The following is an 18486-nucleotide window of genomic DNA, read 5'->3' as shown; positions in this document are numbered from 1 at the left end:
CTTATTTATGGATACTATGGAAAGAAGTTTATGTAGGACATGCAGGCATGTAGATTCATGTAGCTTAACTTCAAACAAAAGCTTTATTTGGTCTTGTAGCGAATACGAATTAGCAGAGGACATAGATACAAAAAAATATCCCCAAACACTAACAAAAGGGTTTCGTGCAGCAGTAAAAGAAAGAGCTGTCGAACTTATTTAATCTAAATACAATGACATTGACAAAAGAATTGAAACAGAAAGAACAACCAAAACAAGGCATGTTAGAAAATGTTATGAAGCAGTTTAATGCTGCTGCAGAATTGGTTGATCTTAACCCAAATATTAAAAAAATACTTGAGGTTACTAACAATGAATTAATCATTCATTTTCCAGTAAGAATGGATAATGGGGAAGTGGAAATTTTTAAAGGGTATCGCGTGCAGCATAATAATGCACTTGGACCATACAAAGGTGGATTGAGATATCATCCAACCATTGATATTGATTCTGTAAAAGCATTGGCTATGTGGATGACCTGGAAAACGTCGTTAGCAGGTTTACCTTATGGAGGTGCTAAAGGAGGAATCCAAATAGATCCTAAAAAATATTCTAATTCAGAATTAGAGCGTATTACAAGACGTTTTACTTATGCTTTAGGAGAAAACATTGGACCAGAACATGATATTCCTGCTCCAGATGTTAATACCAATGCACAAACAATGGCTTGGATTGCAGACACGTATATGTCTACAAAAGCACCATCTGAACGTTCTAAAAATCAACACGTAGTAACAGGGAAACCAGTAGGTTCTGGAGGTCTTGAAGGTAGAGATAGAGCTACAGGATTTGGTGTGTTTTTAACCATTAAATTTTGGGCAGAAAATAAAAAAATAGATTTAAGCGGAAAGACTTTTATCGTTCAAGGTTTTGGAAATGTTGGCTATTGGGCTGCTCATTTTTTAGAATTGGAAGGAGCTAAAATGGTAGGTGTTCAAGATGCATTTGGAACAATTGTGAATCCTGAAGGAATTTCAGTAGAAGGGTTATTCGATTTTTCAAAAAACAATAGTGGAAACTTTATAGGCTTTCCAAACTCATCTTCAATTGCTAAAGAAGACTTCTTTAGTTTAGATTGCGATATCTGTATTCCTGCAGCACTGGGAAACCAAATTACTGCAGAAAATGCGCCTTTTATCAAAGCGTTTTTAGTTGCTGAGGGTGCTAATGGACCAACTACTGTGGAAGCAGAACAAATTTTATTAAGTCGTGGAATCGAAGTTATTCCAGACATCCTTTGTAATTCTGGTGGTGTTATTGGTAGCTATTTTGAATGGTTACAAAACAGAAATGGAGAATTATGGGAATTGGAAGAGATTCTAGTGAGATTAAATAAAAAGATGTCTGAAGTATTTAAAAAAGTTTTAAAAGCTTCAGAAGAAAAAGGAATTGATATGCGTTCGGCAGCTTATGTCATAGCTATAGAGCGAATTGAAAAGGCTTATATACAAAGAGGGATTTTTCCTTAATTAAATAATTTATCAATCATGAAATACGGTAGTATCATATTAGAAAAGAAAGAGTTTGTAACATTAAAACGCCTTCTAAATTTATCAGGAAATTATAAAGATGCACTTAGAAAGAATTCAGTTCTAAGATTGCAAAATGAGTTAGAAACTGCAATTGTTACTAACGAAGAAGAAATGCCTGAAGATGTTATTAGGTTTAATTCTGAAGTGACCATAGTTTCGAACGATGGTTGGGAGAATTCATTTCAATTGGTTTCTCCGACAGAAAGTAATTTTTCTAATAAAAAATTATCTGTATTAACCCCAATGGGTTTAGCGGTTATGGGTTATGCACAAGGAGACACCATTGATTGGGAATTTCCAGGAGGCGTAAAATCTTTAACGGTAAAAGAAGTAAAGCGTAAAAAAACGGAAAGTAATTTAATTTAATTAAAATGAATTCAAAAACTTTTTTCTCACATGATACGGATGAAGAAATTATCCAAACCAAAAGATTGCAGAATTTAGAAACTTGGATAGGTCATCTAAGTTATGTAACGAATGAATGCGATTGGTTGGCGAAGATTGCTTTTAACAAAATCAATGATAAGGTTTTAAGAGATGAGCTTTTAGAGAAATTAGATAGCAATTCGGCTTTATTAAGCGAGTTCTATAATTATAAAAGTTCAATTCAAAGTTTTCACGAATGCGATGATTTGGAGTGTGATATGTTTTATATTAACCAGCATGATGATTTTTATGCTAAATATCTAAAACATATACATGAATATAGATTGGTAAAAAATAAGGTGTACTTAAAAATTTTAGATTAAATACAATGGTTTGTTAGTTTGTTAGTTTGTATTTAACTTTAGCCACAAGAATTTCGGTTCTTGTGGTTTTTTTAATTTTGTCATTTAGTGACATTTAAATAAGGATTATTTAACTTGAAATTCGATAAAAAGTATCGACTTTTGCAAAAAAAAAAGATGGAGTTATTTTTAATAAGTTTTGGAGCACTTTTTTCTATAATGAACCCGCTGGGAACTGTACCAGTTTTTGTGGGATTAACCGAAGAAAATACTCAAAAAGAACGCGCTGTAATTGCTTTTTGGACAGCCATAGACGTATTAGCTATTTTACTGCTATCTTTTTTTGCGGGCACATTTATTTTATCCTTTTTTGGGATTAGTTTGAATGCTTTAAAAATTGCAGGTGGACTAATTATTGCTTCTTCAGGTTTTGCTTTGTTAACAGGTAAGTTTAGGGAACATAAAGGGATGAAACGCGATCGTATTCAAGAAGATATCCATAATAGGGAATCCATTTCCTTAACACCCTTAGCTATCCCAATGTTAGCTGGACCAGGAACAATTTCTTTATTAATAACATACAATCAAGAATATAAAACCACCCAAGATATTTTAATAATTGTAGGAGCTATTATCATCGTTACTTTAGCTATCTATTTTATTTTAAAAGGGGCTCACCTAATTGTTAAATTCTTAGGAGCTTCTGGGATTAACGGTTTGTCCAGGATTATTGGTTTTATCGTAATTGCAATTGGGGTTGAATATATTTTATCTTCTGTAATAGCGGTTGTGGAAAGCTTGTTATAAAAGGCAACAATTTACATACACAAATAAAAAACCTTCTTTAGTTATAGACTAGAGAAGGTTTTTCTATTGGTGACATATATTTATTATTTATTGATGTACATTATTTCCGTGTTTTTTAGTTTTTTAATCTTAAATCAGGTACATAATAAAATGATGCTTGTATTCAGAGGTCTTTTTAGAAACTTCCGGAACGATTGGGTTCTTCACAGTTACAGGGTTATGATATTGATCTCTAATGGTAGTAAATATGTTTTGGAATAATTTCACCATTAATAATATAAATTTATTAATTGCTATCTTAAGAAATAATTTAAATTATTAACCTAACATCACCTAGTTCCTGAATTTTATAAGGGAAATTATCACCTGGAGAGCCTATAAACATAAAGTTTACAGGAATATGATATTTTTTAGAAAGCTCCTTTATTTTTTCTGGATCAAATTGACCTTGCTCTTCTATAAATTCTATATGAACTGTTGGATACGCACGATCTAAAACATCAATATCTGATTTTAAATTTGGAGGCACAAAAAAACCAGGTTGCAAAACAGTAATTATTTTTAGGCGTCTGGTATGTTCATTTCTGATAATATATAAGATGGCTTTGTTTATAGCAGAAACATTGTCGTGGTTTGTAAAAAACACAAATTCTTGATTATTAATACGTCTTATATGATTTTGAACCACCTTATTTAGATTTCTAAAAATAGGGCTATTTGAAGGAATAAAATATTTTAGAAGATTTAAAGAAGCCCGCAGGATTCGAATTCTAAAAAGCATAAAAATAACAACCATGGAGGTCGGTATTAAATACTCGATAAAGATGCTTAAATAAGGCGGATTTAAAATAATATTTCCAATTAAAGCTAAGCCAACCCCTAAAATCGCAACAAATAAAGCCAGATTACTAGCTCGCTCAGGTCGAGGTAAATTTTTCCTATTTATTTTTAATAGAATATTACCAACAGCAAACAATATCATAACGCTTAAAAAAGCAATAGTATAAACACCCGCTAATGCTTTTAGATTACCATGCGTGAATATTAAAATGGTCACGCAGAGAATAAAAAAGCAGATAAAAATAATGTAAGAACTTCCTTTTTTGTTCTTTTTTAATAAGAACTTAGGAAGGATTCTATCTAAAGTCATACGCTCTACCAAACCTCCAACGCCTACAAAGGAAGTTAAAACGGCACCACTTAAAACTAAAACGGCATCAATAGAAATAATATAAAACAACCAATTCCCACCAGATATTTGTCCCATAAATGAAAGAAGGGTTTCATCATTGTTATGAATGCTTGCCATGGGTAAAATAGCCAGAGCTAAAAAGGCGATTAACGGATTAAAAATGGTAACAATTATCCACATATTCCTAAGTGTTTTTGGAAATACACCATCCTGTTGTTCCTCCACATAATTAGCCGAACTTTCAAAGCCACTTATGCCCAACATCGCGGCTGCAAATCCAAAAAATAGTGCCGTAGTAATACTACCTTCTATTGGATTTCTGAAATTTTCAATTAAGGTTTCAAACCCATTCTCAAACAAATAGACACCACAAAACAAACATAAAAGTGTTAGGGAAGCCAGATGAAAAATAAAGATTCCAATAGCAACTTTTGAAGATTCTCCTATTCCTAGAATAACGATAAACATGAAAAGGGCTAGCAGGCCAACAGTAGTGTATATAATAGGAATACTATGCCATAAACTTTGAGCATATTTTACAGATTCACTGGCAGAAATAACTGCAGTTGCCATATAGGATAATACGGTTAATGTAGCAGCAAATGAAGCAGTAGATTTTTTGGTGGTATTTAACAACGCATTATAGGCACCACCATTTAACGGGAGAGCTCCAACAACTTCGCCATAAATTTTACGGAATAAAAAGAGAATAACAGCCACCATTAATAACGAAATCCATGCGTATTGTCCAGCATAAACAATTGCTAAACCTGAAACATATAAACAGGAAGAACTAATATCGTTACCACAAATAGCGGTTGCCGCTAATTGATTTAAACGTTTTTTCATCTTAAAGTTTGTTTGAAAAGATACTTAAAGGTAAATAATATAAAATCGATTTATCTTAAAGGAATAGTTAAATTTTTAGAAGGAAAATTTCCATAAAAGATCTTGAATGTTTTCAACTTCTTTGTTTTTAATAATAAAAAAGGTATGAAGAAATGTACGCTTTCTTTCCTTCCTTTCACTAAAGAAGTGGCACATATTATATCTTCAGAAATTTCTGTTGAAAAGCTTATTGAAATAAAGACATTTATTAATTACTCATTAATTTGAATAACCTGCAATTCCTTTGTTTGAATAACCTGCATTCTAAGAAAAATTAATACAGAGAAGACTCCAAATATGGAGAAGCCAATAAATAGAGGCAGAGCAGTGGTGTTAATAAAACTACCTATATAATTTGCAATAGGGACTGCCATCATAGTAGAGATAAACCCTGTTATGGATGCGCCAACACCGGCAATATGTCCAATAGGTTCCATTGCAATGGCTCTCAGGTTTCCAAAAATAAATCCAATAGTAAAAAATTGAATGGCCATAAATGCTAAAAGTATAATTAAATTAGGATTCTCAGAATTCCAAAATAATAAAACATATAACAAGGCATTTCCGCTAAATATAATAATAGCAATAAATGATAAACGCCACATTCCTAGTTGCATAACTAAAGATCCGTTTAAAAATGTAGATAAACCTACTCCAGCGGCCAAGCCTGCGAAAATGTAAGGAAACTCGTTAATTAGACCATATTGGTTTTCAAAAATATTTTGAGAAGCACTTAAATACACAATAAAAGAGCCCGTAATAAATCCGGAAATAATTGTAAACCCTAGAGTTACTTTATATTTTATTAACTCTTTAAAACCATCTATAAATAAATGCTTGTTAAATTTTATTTTATATTCAGGTTTGAGCGTTTCGGGTTGTCTTTTCCAGAACCAAATACAAACTAAGAAAGCCATTACTAATTGAACATAAAAAATGCCTTGCCACTCGTAATGGTTTAAAATAAATTTCCCCATAACTGGAGCTATAACAGGAACTAAAATAAAAAATGTAGTGACAAACGACATGATTTTGGCCATATAATCACCTTTATACAAATCTCTAATAATAGCAATAGAAATAGTTCTTGGAGCAGCCAAACCTATGCCTTGTAAAATCCTTCCAAAGATCATCCATTCTAGAGTAGGAGACAGGACACATATAATACTTGCAATGGCAAAAACAATAAAACCCATATATACAATGGGCTTTCTTCCAAGACTGTCAGATAAAGGTCCGAAAAGCAATTGTCCAATTCCTAAACCCAGAAATATCATAGTAATTAACAACTGATTGTTATTACTGTCCAGACTGTTAATGGATATTCCTATAGAAGAAATTGCCGGTAATATAGCATCTATAGTTAAGGCAACAATAGACATTAAAGATGCCATTAATGCTATAAATTCAAATTTTACAGGTTGGTTTTCTTGCATGCCGCAAAAGTAGACTATTGTAAATGAAAAGGCTTATTCAGTTTTCTTAATTAAAGTTAAATAATTGTAAGTAAACTTTAGTCTTAATTCTAATCTGTATTTAATAGATCGGATGGTATGTCTGCATGTGGATTACAAGGGTATATTTCCGTGCTTACGTTTAGGAGCAACAACTTCTTTGTTTTCTAGCATAGAAAAGGCTTTGATAAGTTTTCGTCTGGTATCTTTTGGTAAAATTACTTCGTCTATAAAGCCACGTTCCGCCGCACTATACGGATTGGCAAATAACCTGGCGTATTCAGCTTCTTTTTCTTTTAATTTTGCTTCCTTGTCATTAGCATCGCTAATATCTTTCTTGAAGATAATTTCAGCAGCTCCTTTAGCTCCCATAACGGCTATTTCGGCACTAGGCCAAGCAAAATTCATGTCAGCACCAATGTGTTTGGAGTTCATTACATCATAAGCGCCACCATAAGCTTTTCTAGTAATTACGGTCACTCTAGGAACCGTTGCTTCACTAAAAGCATATAACAATTTAGCGCCATGCACAATAATACCTCGCCATTCTTGATCTGTTCCTGGTAAAAATCCTGGGACATCTTCTAAGACCAAAAGAGGAATATTAAAAGCATCACAGAAACGAACAAAACGTGCCGCTTTTTTTGAACTGTTTACATCAAGAACCCCTGCCAAAAACATGGGTTGATTAGCAACAATTCCAATACTTCTGCCTCCTAAACGAGCAAAACCTACAAGAATGTTTTCAGCATAATTTTTATGAATTTCATAAAACGAATCTTCATCAATAATTCCAGAAATTACCTGATGCATGTCGTACGGTTTGTTTGCATTTTCTGGAACAATATCTGTAAGATTATCTCTAACCTCCTCATGAAGTTCAAATGGCAAAAGGGTAGGGGTTTCGGTATTGTTTTGAGGCAAATAGCTCAATAATTTTTTTAAGTCTTCAAGACATTCTACATCATTTGAAGAGGTAATATGTGCCACTCCAGATTTGGTAGAATGCGTACTTGCGCCTCCAAGTTCTTCGGAAGTTACTTCTTCATTAGTAACCGTTTTTACAACATTTGGTCCAGTTACAAACATGTAGCTTGTGTCTTCAACCATCATTGTGAAATCTGTCATTGCTGGGGAATAAACTGCTCCTCCAGCACAAGGTCCCATAATGGCCGATATTTGCGGAATCACTCCGGAAGCTTGAACATTTCTATAAAAGATGTCGGCATAACCTCCAAGAGAACGCACACCTTCTTGAATTCGTGCACCACCAGAATCGTTTAATCCAATAATAGGTGCACCAACTTTTAAAGCTAGATCCATAACTTTACAGATTTTTTCAGCATGAGTTTCGGATAAAGAACCTCCGAAAACGGTGAAATCTTGTGCAAAAATGTATATCAATCTACCGTTGACGGTTCCATAACCAGTAACCACACCATCTCCATAAAACTGTTGGTTTTCCATACCAAAATCCTTGGTTCTATGTGTTACTAAGGCGCCAATTTCTTCAAAAGACCCGTCGTCCAACAAATAAGTAACACGTTCTCTCGCCGTAAGTTTTTTATTCTTGTGCTGTTTATCAATACGTGTTTGTCCGCCACCTAAATGGGCTAGGGCTAGTTTTTCGTTGAGGTTTTTTATTTTTGAATCCATTTTGTTGTTTGTTGTAAGGGTGTTTGTTGTTAAGTTGTAATAAGACAGTAAGATTTACTGAATACTGAGACTGAACACTGCAAACTATTTAAAGGGTAAACGTAATAATTTCTGATCTTCTAAATATTGTTTTAAAGCCAATGTGGCAGCTATTTTTGCTTCTTCTTTTTGTTGTTCTAAAAGAGCTTCTGGCGAATAGTATTTTTTCACAAAATGGGTGTCAAAATCTCCAGATCTAAAAGCTTCATGTTCGCAAACAAAAGTTCCAAAAGGCAAGGTGGTTTGAATACCTTCAACATGATAGTTTTCGATAGCTTGAATCATGAGTTGAATGGCTTCCTCTCTTGTATCGCCATATGTGATTAACTTAGAAAGCATTGGATCGTAATAAATTGGGATTTCCATACCTTCTTCAAAACCATTATCAACTCGAATATTCTCACCAACAGGTAATTTATAAACATCTAATGTGCCAACACTTGGAAGGAAATCGTTTAAAGGGTCTTCAGCATAAACACGCAACTCTAAGGCATGCCCTTTAATTTTTAGATCCTCTTGTTTTATGGGAAGTGTTTCACCACGGGCCACACGAATTTGTAATTCTACTAAATCGGTTCCAGTAATTAATTCGGTAACTGGGTGTTCTACTTGCAAACGCGTGTTCATTTCTAAAAAGTAGAAGTTCTTATTTTCATCTAATAAAAACTCCACAGTTCCGGCTCCAAGATAATCGCAAGATTTAGCCACTTGTATAGCCGCTTTTCCCATTTCTTCTCTTAATTCAGACGTTAAAACTGCGGAAGGAGCTTCTTCTATTACTTTTTGATGACGACGTTGAATGCTACATTCACGTTCAAACAAATGAATGATGTTACCATGAGCATCTGCCATAATCTGAATCTCGATATGTCTAGGAGAACTCACATATTTTTCAATAAAAACGGAACCATCACCAAAAGCATTCACTGCTTCACTAATGGCACGTTCCATTTGGGATTCGAATTCTTTTTCATTCTCAACTACACGCATTCCTTTTCCGCCACCTCCAGCAGAAGCTTTTATAAGAATAGGAAAACCTATAGTCTTAGCAATTTTTTTAGCTTCAGGAATATCTGTAATAGCTTGATCTGTTCCAGGAACCATAGGAATATTATAGGCTTTAACAGCTTCTTTAGCGGCTAATTTAGACCCCATAATTTTAATGGCTTTAGATTTTGGGCCTATAAAAGTAATGTTGTTCTTTTCGCATAATTCGGCAAAATGGGCATTTTCACTTAGAAAACCATATCCAGGATGAATGGCATCTACATTTAAGCTTTTTGCGACTTCAATAATTTTATCACCTAATAAATAGGATTGATTTGAAGGGGCTTCACCAATTAAAACTGCTTCGTCCGCATATTTTACATGAGGCGCATGTCTGTCTGCAGTAGAATAAACAGCGACCGTTTTTATTCCCATTTTTTTAGCCGTTCGCATAACACGAATAGCAATTTCTCCTCTGTTTGCAATTAAAAGTTTTTTCATAATCATGCCTGCGAAAGCAGGTATCTATTTAATTTTTTCGCCACGAACCCATCTGAGGCCAGTTAGGAACATGAATACTTTTTAATTCTCTCCTACAAGGCTTTTAAAACCTTGTAGGAGAGAATTAGCAATATATGCTTATTCGAATTCTATTAATAATTGGTTTTTTTCAACCGCATCTCCTTTATTGATGGAAATAGATTTTATAATACCATCTCTTGGAGAGGATAATACGTTTTCCATTTTCATGGCTTCTAGAACTAAAAGAGCATCATCTTCCTTCACTTCTTGCCCAACCTTGATATTAATATCTAAAATCAATCCAGGCATAGGTGCTTTGATGTCGTTGACTTGTTTAGTAGCACCAACTTCAAAACCCATGTCTTTGATGAGCGTATCTAAATTATTAGAAATATGGATGTTATAGGTGTTATTATTGACTTTCACTTTATAAGATTTAGAGTTGAAATCCGCTTCAATAATATCACATTTATAAGATTTATTATCTTGTAACACATGAAAATTAGAATGAGACCCTTTTATAGCATCCAGATTAGAAATTTGTTTTGACGAAATATCAAAATCGAATGTTTTATTGACATTCACTTTGTAGAAATGACTCATAAATTGTTAGTTTAAGATGTAAATATAAGAATTTATATGGCTAAACTAAATAATTATAATTTGATAATACATGAGGAAAATCATAAAAACAATGATATTCCTATATTTTAAAATGTGAATTTTTTTGATGGTATTTTATAGCTCTAGACGATAGAAATATGCCCAGAATTAAAGATGCAAAGGCACCAATCCAGATACCTGGAATAAAGTCGATGAACAGAAAAAAGTCGTAAGCACCATGAAAAAGTACGGCTAGAAATAGGCCTAATAAATTATATTTAGATCTGTTTTTTGCAAACTTGGCTTTTCCCATAAAAAAACCCATAAGTATAGCAAAAGTTGCATGTGCTGGAATAGCAGTGAAAGCTCTCAAAAATGCTACTTGATAACCACCTTCTAAAACGTACATAATGTTTTCTGTAGCTGCGAAACCCATGGAAACCATAACAGCATACATGATACCATCAAAAGGTTCGTTAAATTCTTTATTGGGTTGTGCAAAGTAGCGTACAATAATGTATTTACTAAATTCTTCAATAACGGCAACTACCAAAAAGGCTTTAAAAAATTGTTGCGTGATGCTAAATTCATCATTTAACGGAAAGTATATATCCGTACCAAGATATAGAATGGTTGTAATTAAAATACTTACAATAGCTCCTAATAAGAAATTGTATAACAGGAGTCTTCGTGGCTCTTTTTCGTATTGGTCTTTACAATAAATGTAAAGGATTATGGCAAAAATAGGAGCAATAGCAGCAATGAGTAGGTTCATGAAATGAAAATAGGAAATTTATTTATGTTGTAATATATGATTTAAAACAATTTTATAATAAGATTTATTTGAAGCAACAAAATGATTCTTTTGATTAAATTCTAAAAGGTTTTTAAATTCAGAAAAGCTAACTAATTTCAAAGCCTCAACTTCCTCTAATTGGGGTTTTAATTGTACTAAAGGCACTTTTAATTCAACAATAAATGTATGATGAAACTCATTATCTACAATCCCATTTTCATAGCTTTGAAAACAGGGAAAAACGCCAATTTTTTGTAAATCGGATTTAGAAATTGTGAGACCAATTTCTTCTTGTGTTTCTCTAATGGCTGCTTCTTCAATAGTCTCGCCAGCATCTACATGTCCAGCAACCGACACATCCCAAAGTAAGGGGCAAATGGTTTTTGTAGCTGCCCGTTGTGCTAATAAAATCTGTCCATCCTTGGTATAAAACCAAATATGAGCCGTGTTGTGGTAAAAGCCTTGCGAATGGATTTCAGATTTTAAGACTGTTTTATCAGTTGGTCTGCCATCTTTAGTTACTATGTCTATTAATTCGTCCATATTAAAATAAAAGCCTCAATTAAGAGGCTTTAAAGTTGTTTTTAGATAAATGCAGCTTAGCTGTTTATTTAAAATACGAAAACGTTTCTCCGTCTTCAATTTTTAAAAGTGTTTCATAAATAAGCTTGATCACATTTTCTACATCGTCTCTATGTACCATTTCTACTGTGGTATGCATATAACGAAGTGGTAAAGAAATCAATGCTGAAGCCACACCACCATTGCTATAAGCAAAAGCATCCGTATCTGTTCCTGTTGCTCTAGAAAGTGCTGAACGTTGAAAAGGAATTTTATTCTTTTCGGCTGTATCTGTAATTAAATCTCTTAGTTTTTGTTGTACTGCAGGAGCATAAGCTATAACAGGACCTAAACCAAGTTCCAAATGACCTTCTTTTTTCATGTCGATCATAGGAGTGGTAGTATCGTGAGTCACATCTGTAACAATAGCGACATTTGGCTTGATAGTTTGTGTTATCATTTCAGCACCACGTAAGCCAATTTCTTCTTGAACAGAATTGGTAATATATAATCCAAAAGGTAAGGTCTTTTTATTTTCTTTAAGTAAACGAGCTACTTCAGCAATCATAAAACCTCCCATTCTGTTATCTAAAGCACGACAAACAAATTTATCGCCATTAAGCACATGAAATTCGTCTGGATAGGTAATGACACAACCAACATGGATGTCCATTTTTTCTACTTCAGCTTTATTTTTTGCACCAACATCTATGGTAATATTGTCAGGTTTTGGTGTTTCTTCTTTAGCTTTATCTCTAGTATGAATAGCTGGCCAACCAAAAACACCTTTTACAATGCCATTCTTGGTATGGATATTCACAAGTTTACTAGGAGCAATTTGATGATCACTTCCACCATTTCTAATAACATAAATCAACCCGTTGTCTGAAATATAATTCACGTACCACGAAATCTCATCGGCATGACCTTCAATAACTACTTTGTATTTTGCTTTTGGGTTTATAACGCCAACGGCAGTCCCATAAGTGTCTGTAATAAATTCGTCCACATAAGGTTCTAGATATTTCATCCAGATTTTCTGACCTTCCCACTCATAACCTGTTGGTGCGGCATTGTTTAAATATGTTTCTAAAAAATCGAGTGATTTTTTGTTTAAGATGCTCTTTTTTGCCATGTTTAAATATTTTGCACTAAATTAATAATATTAATACTATTTTAAGGTTAATGCTTTGGTAAATTATTAATTTTACCGACGTATTTGGAATGATTTTAGATTCATTTAATTTATAAAATAGATTTTCACTTTTGTGAATAATGAACATGAGAAAATTAATATATATCTTTTTATTATTACCCCTTTTTGCTCATAGTCAGGTTGATTCTCTTGATACCGACGATTATGATGTGGAATACATTTTTTTTGAAGGTGATTCCATACCACATACAGCTATTGATTTAGATGAAGTTTTACTCTTGCACAAACTTAAATTTAGTAGCAACGAAGATCGAAAACGATATTTAATTTTAAGAAGGAAAACCATAAAAGTATATCCTTATGCTAAAATGGCGGCGGAACGTTTAGAATCCTTAAACGAACGCATGGCGTCTATTAAAAAGAAAAGTGATCAAAAAAAATATGCTAAAATCATTCAAAGTTATATTGAAGATGAATTTACCGAAGAATTAAAAAAACTTACTAGAACCGAAGGTCAGATTCTTGTAAAACTTATTTACAGACAAACAGGCGAAACTACTTACGAATTAATAAAAAGATTGCGAAATGGTTGGTCTGCTTTTTGGTTTAATGGCACGGCAAACTTGTTCAGTATTTCTTTAAAGGAAACCTACGACCCGGAGAATGTTAAAGAGGATTATCTTATTGAGGATATACTACAACGGAATTTCCAGAGTGGTACATTGAAAAGACAAGATGCAGCAATTAAATTTGATTTCTTAGAATTATCAGAAAAATGGCTGAAATAAAAAACAAATCCACGCAAACCTTATTTGAAGAGCGCTTAAACTCATTAACACATGGCATTGGAGCCTTAATGGGAATTGCAGCCTTAATATTACTTGTAATTTTTAATAGTAATAAAACGGATTGGAGCTTGTTTAGTGTAGTTGTTTATGGACTTTCTATCATTATTCTTTTTAGTTCATCCACTTTATATCATGCAGTTCAATCTGAAAAACAGAAGCATTACTTTAGAATTATAGACCATATTAGTATTTACCTTTTAATTGCTGGAACATATACTCCTGTTGCTTTAATTGCCTTAGAACAGAGTAAAGGTTGGCCTATTTTTTGGGTGGTTTGGGGAATTGCATTATTAGGACTAGTGCTCAAGATATTTTTCACAGGAAGATTTGAAGTATTTTCTGTTATGCTATACCTAATAATGGGATGGTTGATAGTAATGGATTTTTCTAATCTTTCAGAATATATTGGAAGCAATGGAACTTTATTGCTATTTGCAGGAGGGTTATTTTATACTTTAGGAATCATTTTTTATGCCGTGCATAGAATCCCATTCAATCATGTTATCTGGCATTTATTCGTCCTTGGAGGAGCCATTTGCCATTTTTTATTGGTGTTTTTCTATGTGATTTAAGGTATTGAAACCTAAGTCGGATTTAAGTTAAAGTCAAGCACTTAAAGTTTATATTTCTATTATTCAGGGATCAGATATTTTTCAGTAACAGCTTTCTTTGTATTAAAATCCGTTCCTATAAATAAAAGATATTCAACATCTGGATCAAATTCAGAAGAGTCCGCTTTAATCTGTACAAATAGTTTGTCCAAATACATTTTTCTTTTATTGATAGTCGTATAAACAACAGGTTTTAAGTTTTTATCTAAAGTTAAATAGAGAAGTTTGTCTTTATTTGCTGCAAGATACATTTCATATAAATTAGGAGATATATAAGTTATGGTTAAACCATATGCCATTAGTTTTTGAATTTCCGATAAGGGTTTTACTTGACCATTATCAGCATATTCTATACGGTAATCATGTACAGGGTTGTCATTATTAATGGAATCCTTAATAACATTGGCATCATATACAAAGGTATTGTGATTATTACTGTGTTGAATATAAAAGAGTCTTGTAGGAGTTTCTTTTGGAACCGGATAGTTTGCTTGTGCAATTACATGAGAACTAGTAAGTAATAAAGTAAAAATAATATAATATATTTTCATGGTGTCTTTCTTAATTCCATAAATGTAACAATTTTATTTAAACTAACTATAATCTTAATATTAAATTTGAAATAGTCGTTTATGGATTTATAATGTCCTTATACTCTTCAAAAAATGCTTCAAATTGGCCCATGTTCTTGTTGAAGAATTCCATTACAACGCGCCAAGTTTTTTTATTATGAATTGAAACAGGAGTTTCTAAAAGGACATAAACTCTTGAGATTTCCTTTCCATTTTCTAAAAAGTACTCTTCTTCAAATATAGCTTCAGGCAAAAACTCATCTATAAGAATGGATTTTAAAGCTAATAATTTCCCCCAGTGGTTGATACGTTCTTCCAAATCGTCCTCCAAGTCTAAAACGACTGAGGCTTCCTTGGTATCGAAATGAAATTTAAAACTTAAACCTTTAATTTTAGTGTCGTATAAAATCCATTTCCTAGGAAACGATTTTCCGTAACTAGTCCAAAATTCTTGTTTTAACAGTCTGGATTCTTCTTTACTGAACATGGTAAAATTATTAACGATTAGTGATTTACGATTTTAGATTTTTGCCAACACCCAACACCCAACAGCCAACAGCCAACAGCTATATAATATAAGCAATGGCTACACCAAAAAATATAGCGAGTAATTTAGACAGATTAAACTTATGACCTTCGCTACTTTCAAATAAAATAACGGTAGAAATATGGAAAAAGATTCCAATAACTACGGCATTAATTAGATTGATATAATTTTCAGCTAAATTGGTGTTATTTGATATAAATGTTCCAAGAGGTGTCATGGCCGCAAAGAAAATTAAAAACCCGGCTATTTGTAATTTGCTGTAATGAGATTGAACCAGAAAACTAGTAATTAGCGTAGCAATAGGTATTTTATGTATTAAAACCCCATAAACCATATCATTATGTTGATGGATAGGAAAACCTTCTAAAAAACTATGAATACATAAACTAATAAACAACAACCATGGAAACTGTGTGCTATTTTTATGAATGTGAATATGGCCATGCTCGGCACCTTTAGAGAAAAATTCTAAAACAATTTGCAATAAAATCCCAAACATAATAAACAACCCAGTTTGTTTGGCTTCTAGGTGCGCATAAACTTCCGGTAATAAATCAAATAAGGTTAGAGCCAATAAAAAAGCACCACTAAAAGAGAGTAAGAGCTTTGTAAATAAGCTTCGCTTTTGTTTTAAAACTAAAACAATTAGAGCACCAATAAGGACTGCAAATACAGGTAATAAGTATTTAATCATATTTATTTTCCTTGAAGTAGGAATTTTATTTATTATTAATCAAATAAAAGACGCAGCCTATTTAAAGATCATGACCAATCGGTCAGATGATTTTTTATCAAATTTACGCAATTTATAATCGCCAAAAACGTCCAATAAATGAACCCCAGCTTTTTCAAAAAGCACTTCAAAATCGGCTAAAGTTAAAACCTTTACTTTTTCCTGAAACTCAAATTTTTCGCCTTTATCTTCAAAAGAAATGTCTTTAAATAGAAACCCATCTTTCACATAACGTTTAAGATGAAATTCTATACCTTCAACTGTTTTCGAGTCTTCAGGCACCAAATTGCTTATCACGAAATCAATGTTCATGAAATCGATAACACCAAAACCATAATCGTTTAAATCTTCTTGAATTGATTTAATGGTTTTTAAATTATCAGCTTCGTCTTCAAAATAACCAAAACTTGTAAAGAGGTTAAAAACCGCATCGAATTGCTTATTAAACGGTTTACACATATCATGTACTTCAAAATGTAAGGTGTCATTTTCAAATTGCTTAGCGTGAGCTATGCTATTATCAGATAAATCCACTCCAGTTACATCATACCCTAAAGAATTTAAATAAACAGAATGTCGCCCTTTGCCACATGCAAGATCTAGTATCTTTCCATCTTCTGGTAAATTTAAATACTGGGTAAGGTTGTCCATAAACAGTTGAGCCTCATCGTGGTTTCTGTCTTTATATAAAATATGGTAGTAAGGCGTGTCAAACCATGAAGCATACCATTGTGTGTTGTTTTCTATCATATCAATTTTCCATGAAATCTGGAATTTCTTTTTTATTTCTTTTGGAGGTTACTCCACTACGTTTCCACTTCGTAGAGTCAGGCTTTCGCAAGTCGCTTTTTTATTTTATAAAAGATAAAATAAAAAGAGCTCCAACAATTGCTCAATCCTTAACCCAATTCATTAAAGTTGCCACAAAAATACTGTATTTTTGCAATCTATTTAATGTATACAATGGAGAATAATTTTAAAATGGTTGCCAAAACCTTATTTGGCTTTGAAGAACTACTAGCTAAAGAATTGACGCAACTTGGAGCTCAAGATGTAAAAATTGGCATCCGAAATGTTAGTTTTACAGGAGATAAAGGCTTTATGTACAAAGCCAATCTAGCCTTGCGTACAGCTATAAAAATTTTGAAACCCATTGAAACGTTTAAAGTTAAGGATGAAAAAGATTTGTACGATAAAATCTATAAAATGTCTTGGGACAAATATTTAAAACCATCTGGGACTTTAGCAGTAGATGCAACCATTAATTCTACGGTATTTACCCATTCATTATATATTGCACAGAAAACAAAAGATGCTGTTGTTGATAAATTTAGAGACACTACAGGAGAAAGACCTAATGTGGATTTAAAGTTTCCAGATTTAAAAATTAACGTACATATAGATAGAGAGATCTGTCATATTTCTTTAGATTCTTCAGGAGATTCTTTACACAAACGTGGTTATAAAACTGCAACCAATATTGCACCAATTAACGAAGTGCTTGCCGCTGGTTTGGTTATGCTTTCTGGGTGGGACGGACAAAGTGATTTTATGGATCCTATGTGTGGAAGTGGCACTATTTTGGCCGAGGCTGCTATGATTGCTTGTAATATTCCACCAAACTTAATGCGAAAAGAATTTGCTTTCGAACGTTGGTCTGATTGGGATGTGGAATTATTTGAAAAAATTGAAGGTTCGCTTTTAAGTAAGACTAGAGATTTTCATTATAAAATAATGGGTTATGATAAATCCCCTTCGGCTGTAACTAAAGCGATTGATAATGTTAAAAATGCTCATTTAGATGAATTTATAACAATCAAACACGAAGATTTCTTTAAAACTCAAAAAGCAGGTGATAACAAACTGCACATGGTATTTAATCCGCCTTATGGAGAGCGTTTAGATATTGATATGGAAGAATTCTATAAAGATATTGGCGATACCCTAAAACAAAGTTATCCAGGAACAGATGCATGGTTTATAACCTCTAATCTGGATGCATTAAAACATGTGGGTTTACGTCCATCAAGAAAAATACATTTAGTAAATGCGAAATTAGAAGCGCGTTTGGTAAAGTATGTTATGTATGAGGGAAGTAAGAAGGCTAAGTTTAATGATTATTAGTTTTCAGTCTCAGTCTCAGTCTCAGTTTTCAGTCTCAGTCTCAGTTTTTAGTTGAAATGTAATTTTGTGAAATTTGATCTGGGTTAAGTTT

At 32.8% G+C, this 18486-nt stretch carries 20 protein-coding genes; 7 read left to right on the top strand and 13 right to left on the bottom strand.

Going from position 1 to position 18486, the window contains the following annotated elements:
- Window positions 1-212: 212 nt before the first annotated feature.
- The 4 genes from IEV77_RS11185 (at window position 213) to IEV77_RS11170 (ending at window position 3106) form a co-directional block, all read left to right on the top strand.
- On the top strand, window positions 213-1508 hold the full coding sequence (locus tag IEV77_RS11185) for a Glu/Leu/Phe/Val family dehydrogenase (protein WP_188464743.1): 1296 nt from the start codon (window positions 213-215) through the stop codon (window positions 1506-1508).
- A gap of 18 nt (window positions 1509-1526) precedes the next feature.
- On the top strand, window positions 1527-1937 hold the full coding sequence (locus IEV77_RS11180; protein ID WP_188464741.1) for a GreA/GreB family elongation factor: 411 nt from the start codon (window positions 1527-1529) through the stop codon (window positions 1935-1937).
- Window positions 1938-1942: 5 nt separating this feature from the next.
- Window positions 1943-2320: a hypothetical protein gene (locus IEV77_RS11175; protein ID WP_188464739.1), complete on the top strand. Its 378-nt coding sequence runs from the start codon at window positions 1943-1945 to the stop codon at window positions 2318-2320.
- Window positions 2321-2476: 156 nt separating this feature from the next.
- Window positions 2477-3106, top strand: coding sequence for a MarC family protein (locus tag IEV77_RS11170; protein WP_188464898.1), 630 nt, complete (start codon window positions 2477-2479; stop codon window positions 3104-3106).
- 129 nt (window positions 3107-3235) lie between these two features.
- Here the strand turns inward: IEV77_RS11170 and IEV77_RS11165 are convergent, their stop codons facing one another.
- The 9 genes from IEV77_RS11165 to IEV77_RS11125 all read right to left on the bottom strand — a co-directional run bounded on the left by IEV77_RS11165 (window position 3236) and on the right by IEV77_RS11125 (window position 12939).
- Complete coding sequence (locus IEV77_RS11165) at window positions 3236-3376, bottom strand: hypothetical protein (protein WP_188464737.1); 141 nt, start codon at window positions 3374-3376, stop codon at window positions 3236-3238.
- 40 nt (window positions 3377-3416) lie between these two features.
- Entirely contained in the window at window positions 3417-5147 is a 1731-nt protein-coding gene (locus IEV77_RS11160) for an APC family permease (RefSeq protein ID WP_188464735.1), read from the bottom strand.
- A gap of 251 nt (window positions 5148-5398) precedes the next feature.
- Complete coding sequence (locus IEV77_RS11155) at window positions 5399-6622, bottom strand: multidrug effflux MFS transporter (RefSeq protein ID WP_188464733.1); 1224 nt, start codon at window positions 6620-6622, stop codon at window positions 5399-5401.
- Between the two features lie 132 nt (window positions 6623-6754).
- Window positions 6755-8296, bottom strand: coding sequence for an acyl-CoA carboxylase subunit beta (locus IEV77_RS11150; RefSeq protein WP_188464731.1), 1542 nt, complete (start codon window positions 8294-8296; stop codon window positions 6755-6757).
- Window positions 8297-8380: 84 nt separating this feature from the next.
- On the bottom strand, window positions 8381-9823 hold the full coding sequence (gene accC, locus IEV77_RS11145; protein WP_188464729.1) for an acetyl-CoA carboxylase biotin carboxylase subunit: 1443 nt from the start codon (window positions 9821-9823) through the stop codon (window positions 8381-8383).
- Between the two features lie 138 nt (window positions 9824-9961).
- Window positions 9962-10447, bottom strand: a complete 486-nt coding sequence (locus IEV77_RS11140) for an acyl-CoA carboxylase biotin carboxyl carrier protein subunit (RefSeq protein ID WP_188464727.1) — start codon at window positions 10445-10447, stop codon at window positions 9962-9964.
- A gap of 100 nt (window positions 10448-10547) precedes the next feature.
- A complete protein-coding gene (locus tag IEV77_RS11135) occupies window positions 10548-11222 on the bottom strand; it encodes a PrsW family intramembrane metalloprotease (RefSeq protein WP_188464725.1) in 675 nt (224 codons plus the stop codon).
- An 18-nt stretch (window positions 11223-11240) separates the two neighbouring features.
- Window positions 11241-11786 (bottom strand): NUDIX hydrolase, encoded by a 546-nt coding sequence (locus IEV77_RS11130; RefSeq protein WP_188464723.1) that lies wholly within the window; start codon window positions 11784-11786, stop codon window positions 11241-11243.
- Window positions 11787-11850: 64 nt separating this feature from the next.
- The gene (locus IEV77_RS11125; protein ID WP_188464721.1) at window positions 11851-12939 is read right to left on the bottom strand and encodes a M42 family metallopeptidase; all 1089 of its coding nucleotides are present in this window, start codon (window positions 12937-12939) and stop codon (window positions 11851-11853) included.
- Window positions 12940-13085: 146 nt separating this feature from the next.
- Here IEV77_RS11125 and IEV77_RS11120 point away from each other — a divergent pair, with 146 nt between their 5' ends.
- Both IEV77_RS11120 and trhA read left to right on the top strand, forming a co-directional pair.
- Window positions 13086-13748, top strand: coding sequence for a DUF4294 domain-containing protein (locus IEV77_RS11120; RefSeq protein ID WP_188464719.1), 663 nt, complete (start codon window positions 13086-13088; stop codon window positions 13746-13748).
- A complete protein-coding gene (gene trhA, locus IEV77_RS11115; RefSeq protein WP_188464717.1) occupies window positions 13736-14380 on the top strand; it encodes a PAQR family membrane homeostasis protein TrhA in 645 nt (214 codons plus the stop codon). Before IEV77_RS11120 ends, trhA begins: the two co-directional genes overlap by 13 nt.
- A 59-nt stretch (window positions 14381-14439) precedes the next feature.
- On the opposite strand, the gene IEV77_RS11110 is transcribed toward trhA, so the two are convergent.
- The 4 genes from IEV77_RS11110 to IEV77_RS11095 form a co-directional block, all read right to left on the bottom strand.
- Window positions 14440-14970 (bottom strand): DUF4833 domain-containing protein, encoded by a 531-nt coding sequence (locus IEV77_RS11110; RefSeq protein ID WP_188464715.1) that lies wholly within the window; start codon window positions 14968-14970, stop codon window positions 14440-14442.
- Window positions 14971-15049: 79 nt separating this feature from the next.
- Window positions 15050-15478, bottom strand: coding sequence for a DUF4268 domain-containing protein (locus tag IEV77_RS11105; protein WP_188464713.1), 429 nt, complete (start codon window positions 15476-15478; stop codon window positions 15050-15052).
- Between the two features lie 79 nt (window positions 15479-15557).
- Window positions 15558-16232, bottom strand: a complete 675-nt coding sequence (locus IEV77_RS11100) for a ZIP family metal transporter (protein WP_188464711.1) — start codon at window positions 16230-16232, stop codon at window positions 15558-15560.
- A gap of 57 nt (window positions 16233-16289) precedes the next feature.
- Window positions 16290-17021, bottom strand: coding sequence for a class I SAM-dependent methyltransferase (locus IEV77_RS11095; protein WP_188464709.1), 732 nt, complete (start codon window positions 17019-17021; stop codon window positions 16290-16292).
- Between the two features lie 213 nt (window positions 17022-17234).
- On the opposite strand from IEV77_RS11095, the gene IEV77_RS11090 reads away from it, so the two are divergent.
- Entirely contained in the window at window positions 17235-18395 is a 1161-nt protein-coding gene (locus IEV77_RS11090; RefSeq protein ID WP_188464707.1) for a THUMP domain-containing class I SAM-dependent RNA methyltransferase, read from the top strand.
- Window positions 18396-18486: the final 91 nt, after the last annotated feature.

Origin of the sequence: Xanthomarina arctica (assembly GCF_014638915.1) — a bacterium.
Classification (GTDB): domain Bacteria; phylum Bacteroidota; class Bacteroidia; order Flavobacteriales; family Flavobacteriaceae; genus Xanthomarina; species Xanthomarina arctica.
Note: the sequence above shows the minus strand (reverse complement) of the source record. Positions and strands in the feature narration are given on the sequence as shown.

Bases quoted from the DNA above. Each gene is read 5' to 3' on its own strand.
- IEV77_RS11185 (WP_188464743.1), top strand. From the start codon at position 213: ATGACATTGACAAAAGAATTGAAACAGAAAGAACAACCAAAACAAGGC.
- IEV77_RS11180 (WP_188464741.1), top strand. From the start codon at position 1,527: ATGAAATACGGTAGTATCATATTAGAAAAGAAAGAGTTTGTAACATTA.
- IEV77_RS11175 (WP_188464739.1), top strand. From the start codon at position 1,943: ATGAATTCAAAAACTTTTTTCTCACATGATACGGATGAAGAAATTATC.
- IEV77_RS11170 (WP_188464898.1), top strand. From the start codon at position 2,477: ATGGAGTTATTTTTAATAAGTTTTGGAGCACTTTTTTCTATAATGAAC.
- IEV77_RS11165 (WP_188464737.1), bottom strand. From the start codon at position 3,376: ATGGTGAAATTATTCCAAAACATATTTACTACCATTAGAGATCAATAT.
- IEV77_RS11160 (WP_188464735.1), bottom strand. From the start codon at position 5,147: ATGAAAAAACGTTTAAATCAATTAGCGGCAACCGCTATTTGTGGTAAC.
- IEV77_RS11155 (WP_188464733.1), bottom strand. From the start codon at position 6,622: ATGCAAGAAAACCAACCTGTAAAATTTGAATTTATAGCATTAATGGCA.
- IEV77_RS11150 (WP_188464731.1), bottom strand. From the start codon at position 8,296: ATGGATTCAAAAATAAAAAACCTCAACGAAAAACTAGCCCTAGCCCAT.
- accC (WP_188464729.1), bottom strand. From the start codon at position 9,823: ATGAAAAAACTTTTAATTGCAAACAGAGGAGAAATTGCTATTCGTGTT.
- IEV77_RS11140 (WP_188464727.1), bottom strand. From the start codon at position 10,447: ATGAGTCATTTCTACAAAGTGAATGTCAATAAAACATTCGATTTTGAT.
- IEV77_RS11135 (WP_188464725.1), bottom strand. From the start codon at position 11,222: ATGAACCTACTCATTGCTGCTATTGCTCCTATTTTTGCCATAATCCTT.
- IEV77_RS11130 (WP_188464723.1), bottom strand. From the start codon at position 11,786: ATGGACGAATTAATAGACATAGTAACTAAAGATGGCAGACCAACTGAT.
- IEV77_RS11125 (WP_188464721.1), bottom strand. From the start codon at position 12,939: ATGGCAAAAAAGAGCATCTTAAACAAAAAATCACTCGATTTTTTAGAA.
- IEV77_RS11120 (WP_188464719.1), top strand. From the start codon at position 13,086: ATGAGAAAATTAATATATATCTTTTTATTATTACCCCTTTTTGCTCAT.
- trhA (WP_188464717.1), top strand. From the start codon at position 13,736: ATGGCTGAAATAAAAAACAAATCCACGCAAACCTTATTTGAAGAGCGC.
- IEV77_RS11110 (WP_188464715.1), bottom strand. From the start codon at position 14,970: ATGAAAATATATTATATTATTTTTACTTTATTACTTACTAGTTCTCAT.
- IEV77_RS11105 (WP_188464713.1), bottom strand. From the start codon at position 15,478: ATGTTCAGTAAAGAAGAATCCAGACTGTTAAAACAAGAATTTTGGACT.
- IEV77_RS11100 (WP_188464711.1), bottom strand. From the start codon at position 16,232: ATGATTAAATACTTATTACCTGTATTTGCAGTCCTTATTGGTGCTCTA.
- IEV77_RS11095 (WP_188464709.1), bottom strand. From the start codon at position 17,021: ATGATAGAAAACAACACACAATGGTATGCTTCATGGTTTGACACGCCT.
- IEV77_RS11090 (WP_188464707.1), top strand. From the start codon at position 17,235: ATGGAGAATAATTTTAAAATGGTTGCCAAAACCTTATTTGGCTTTGAA.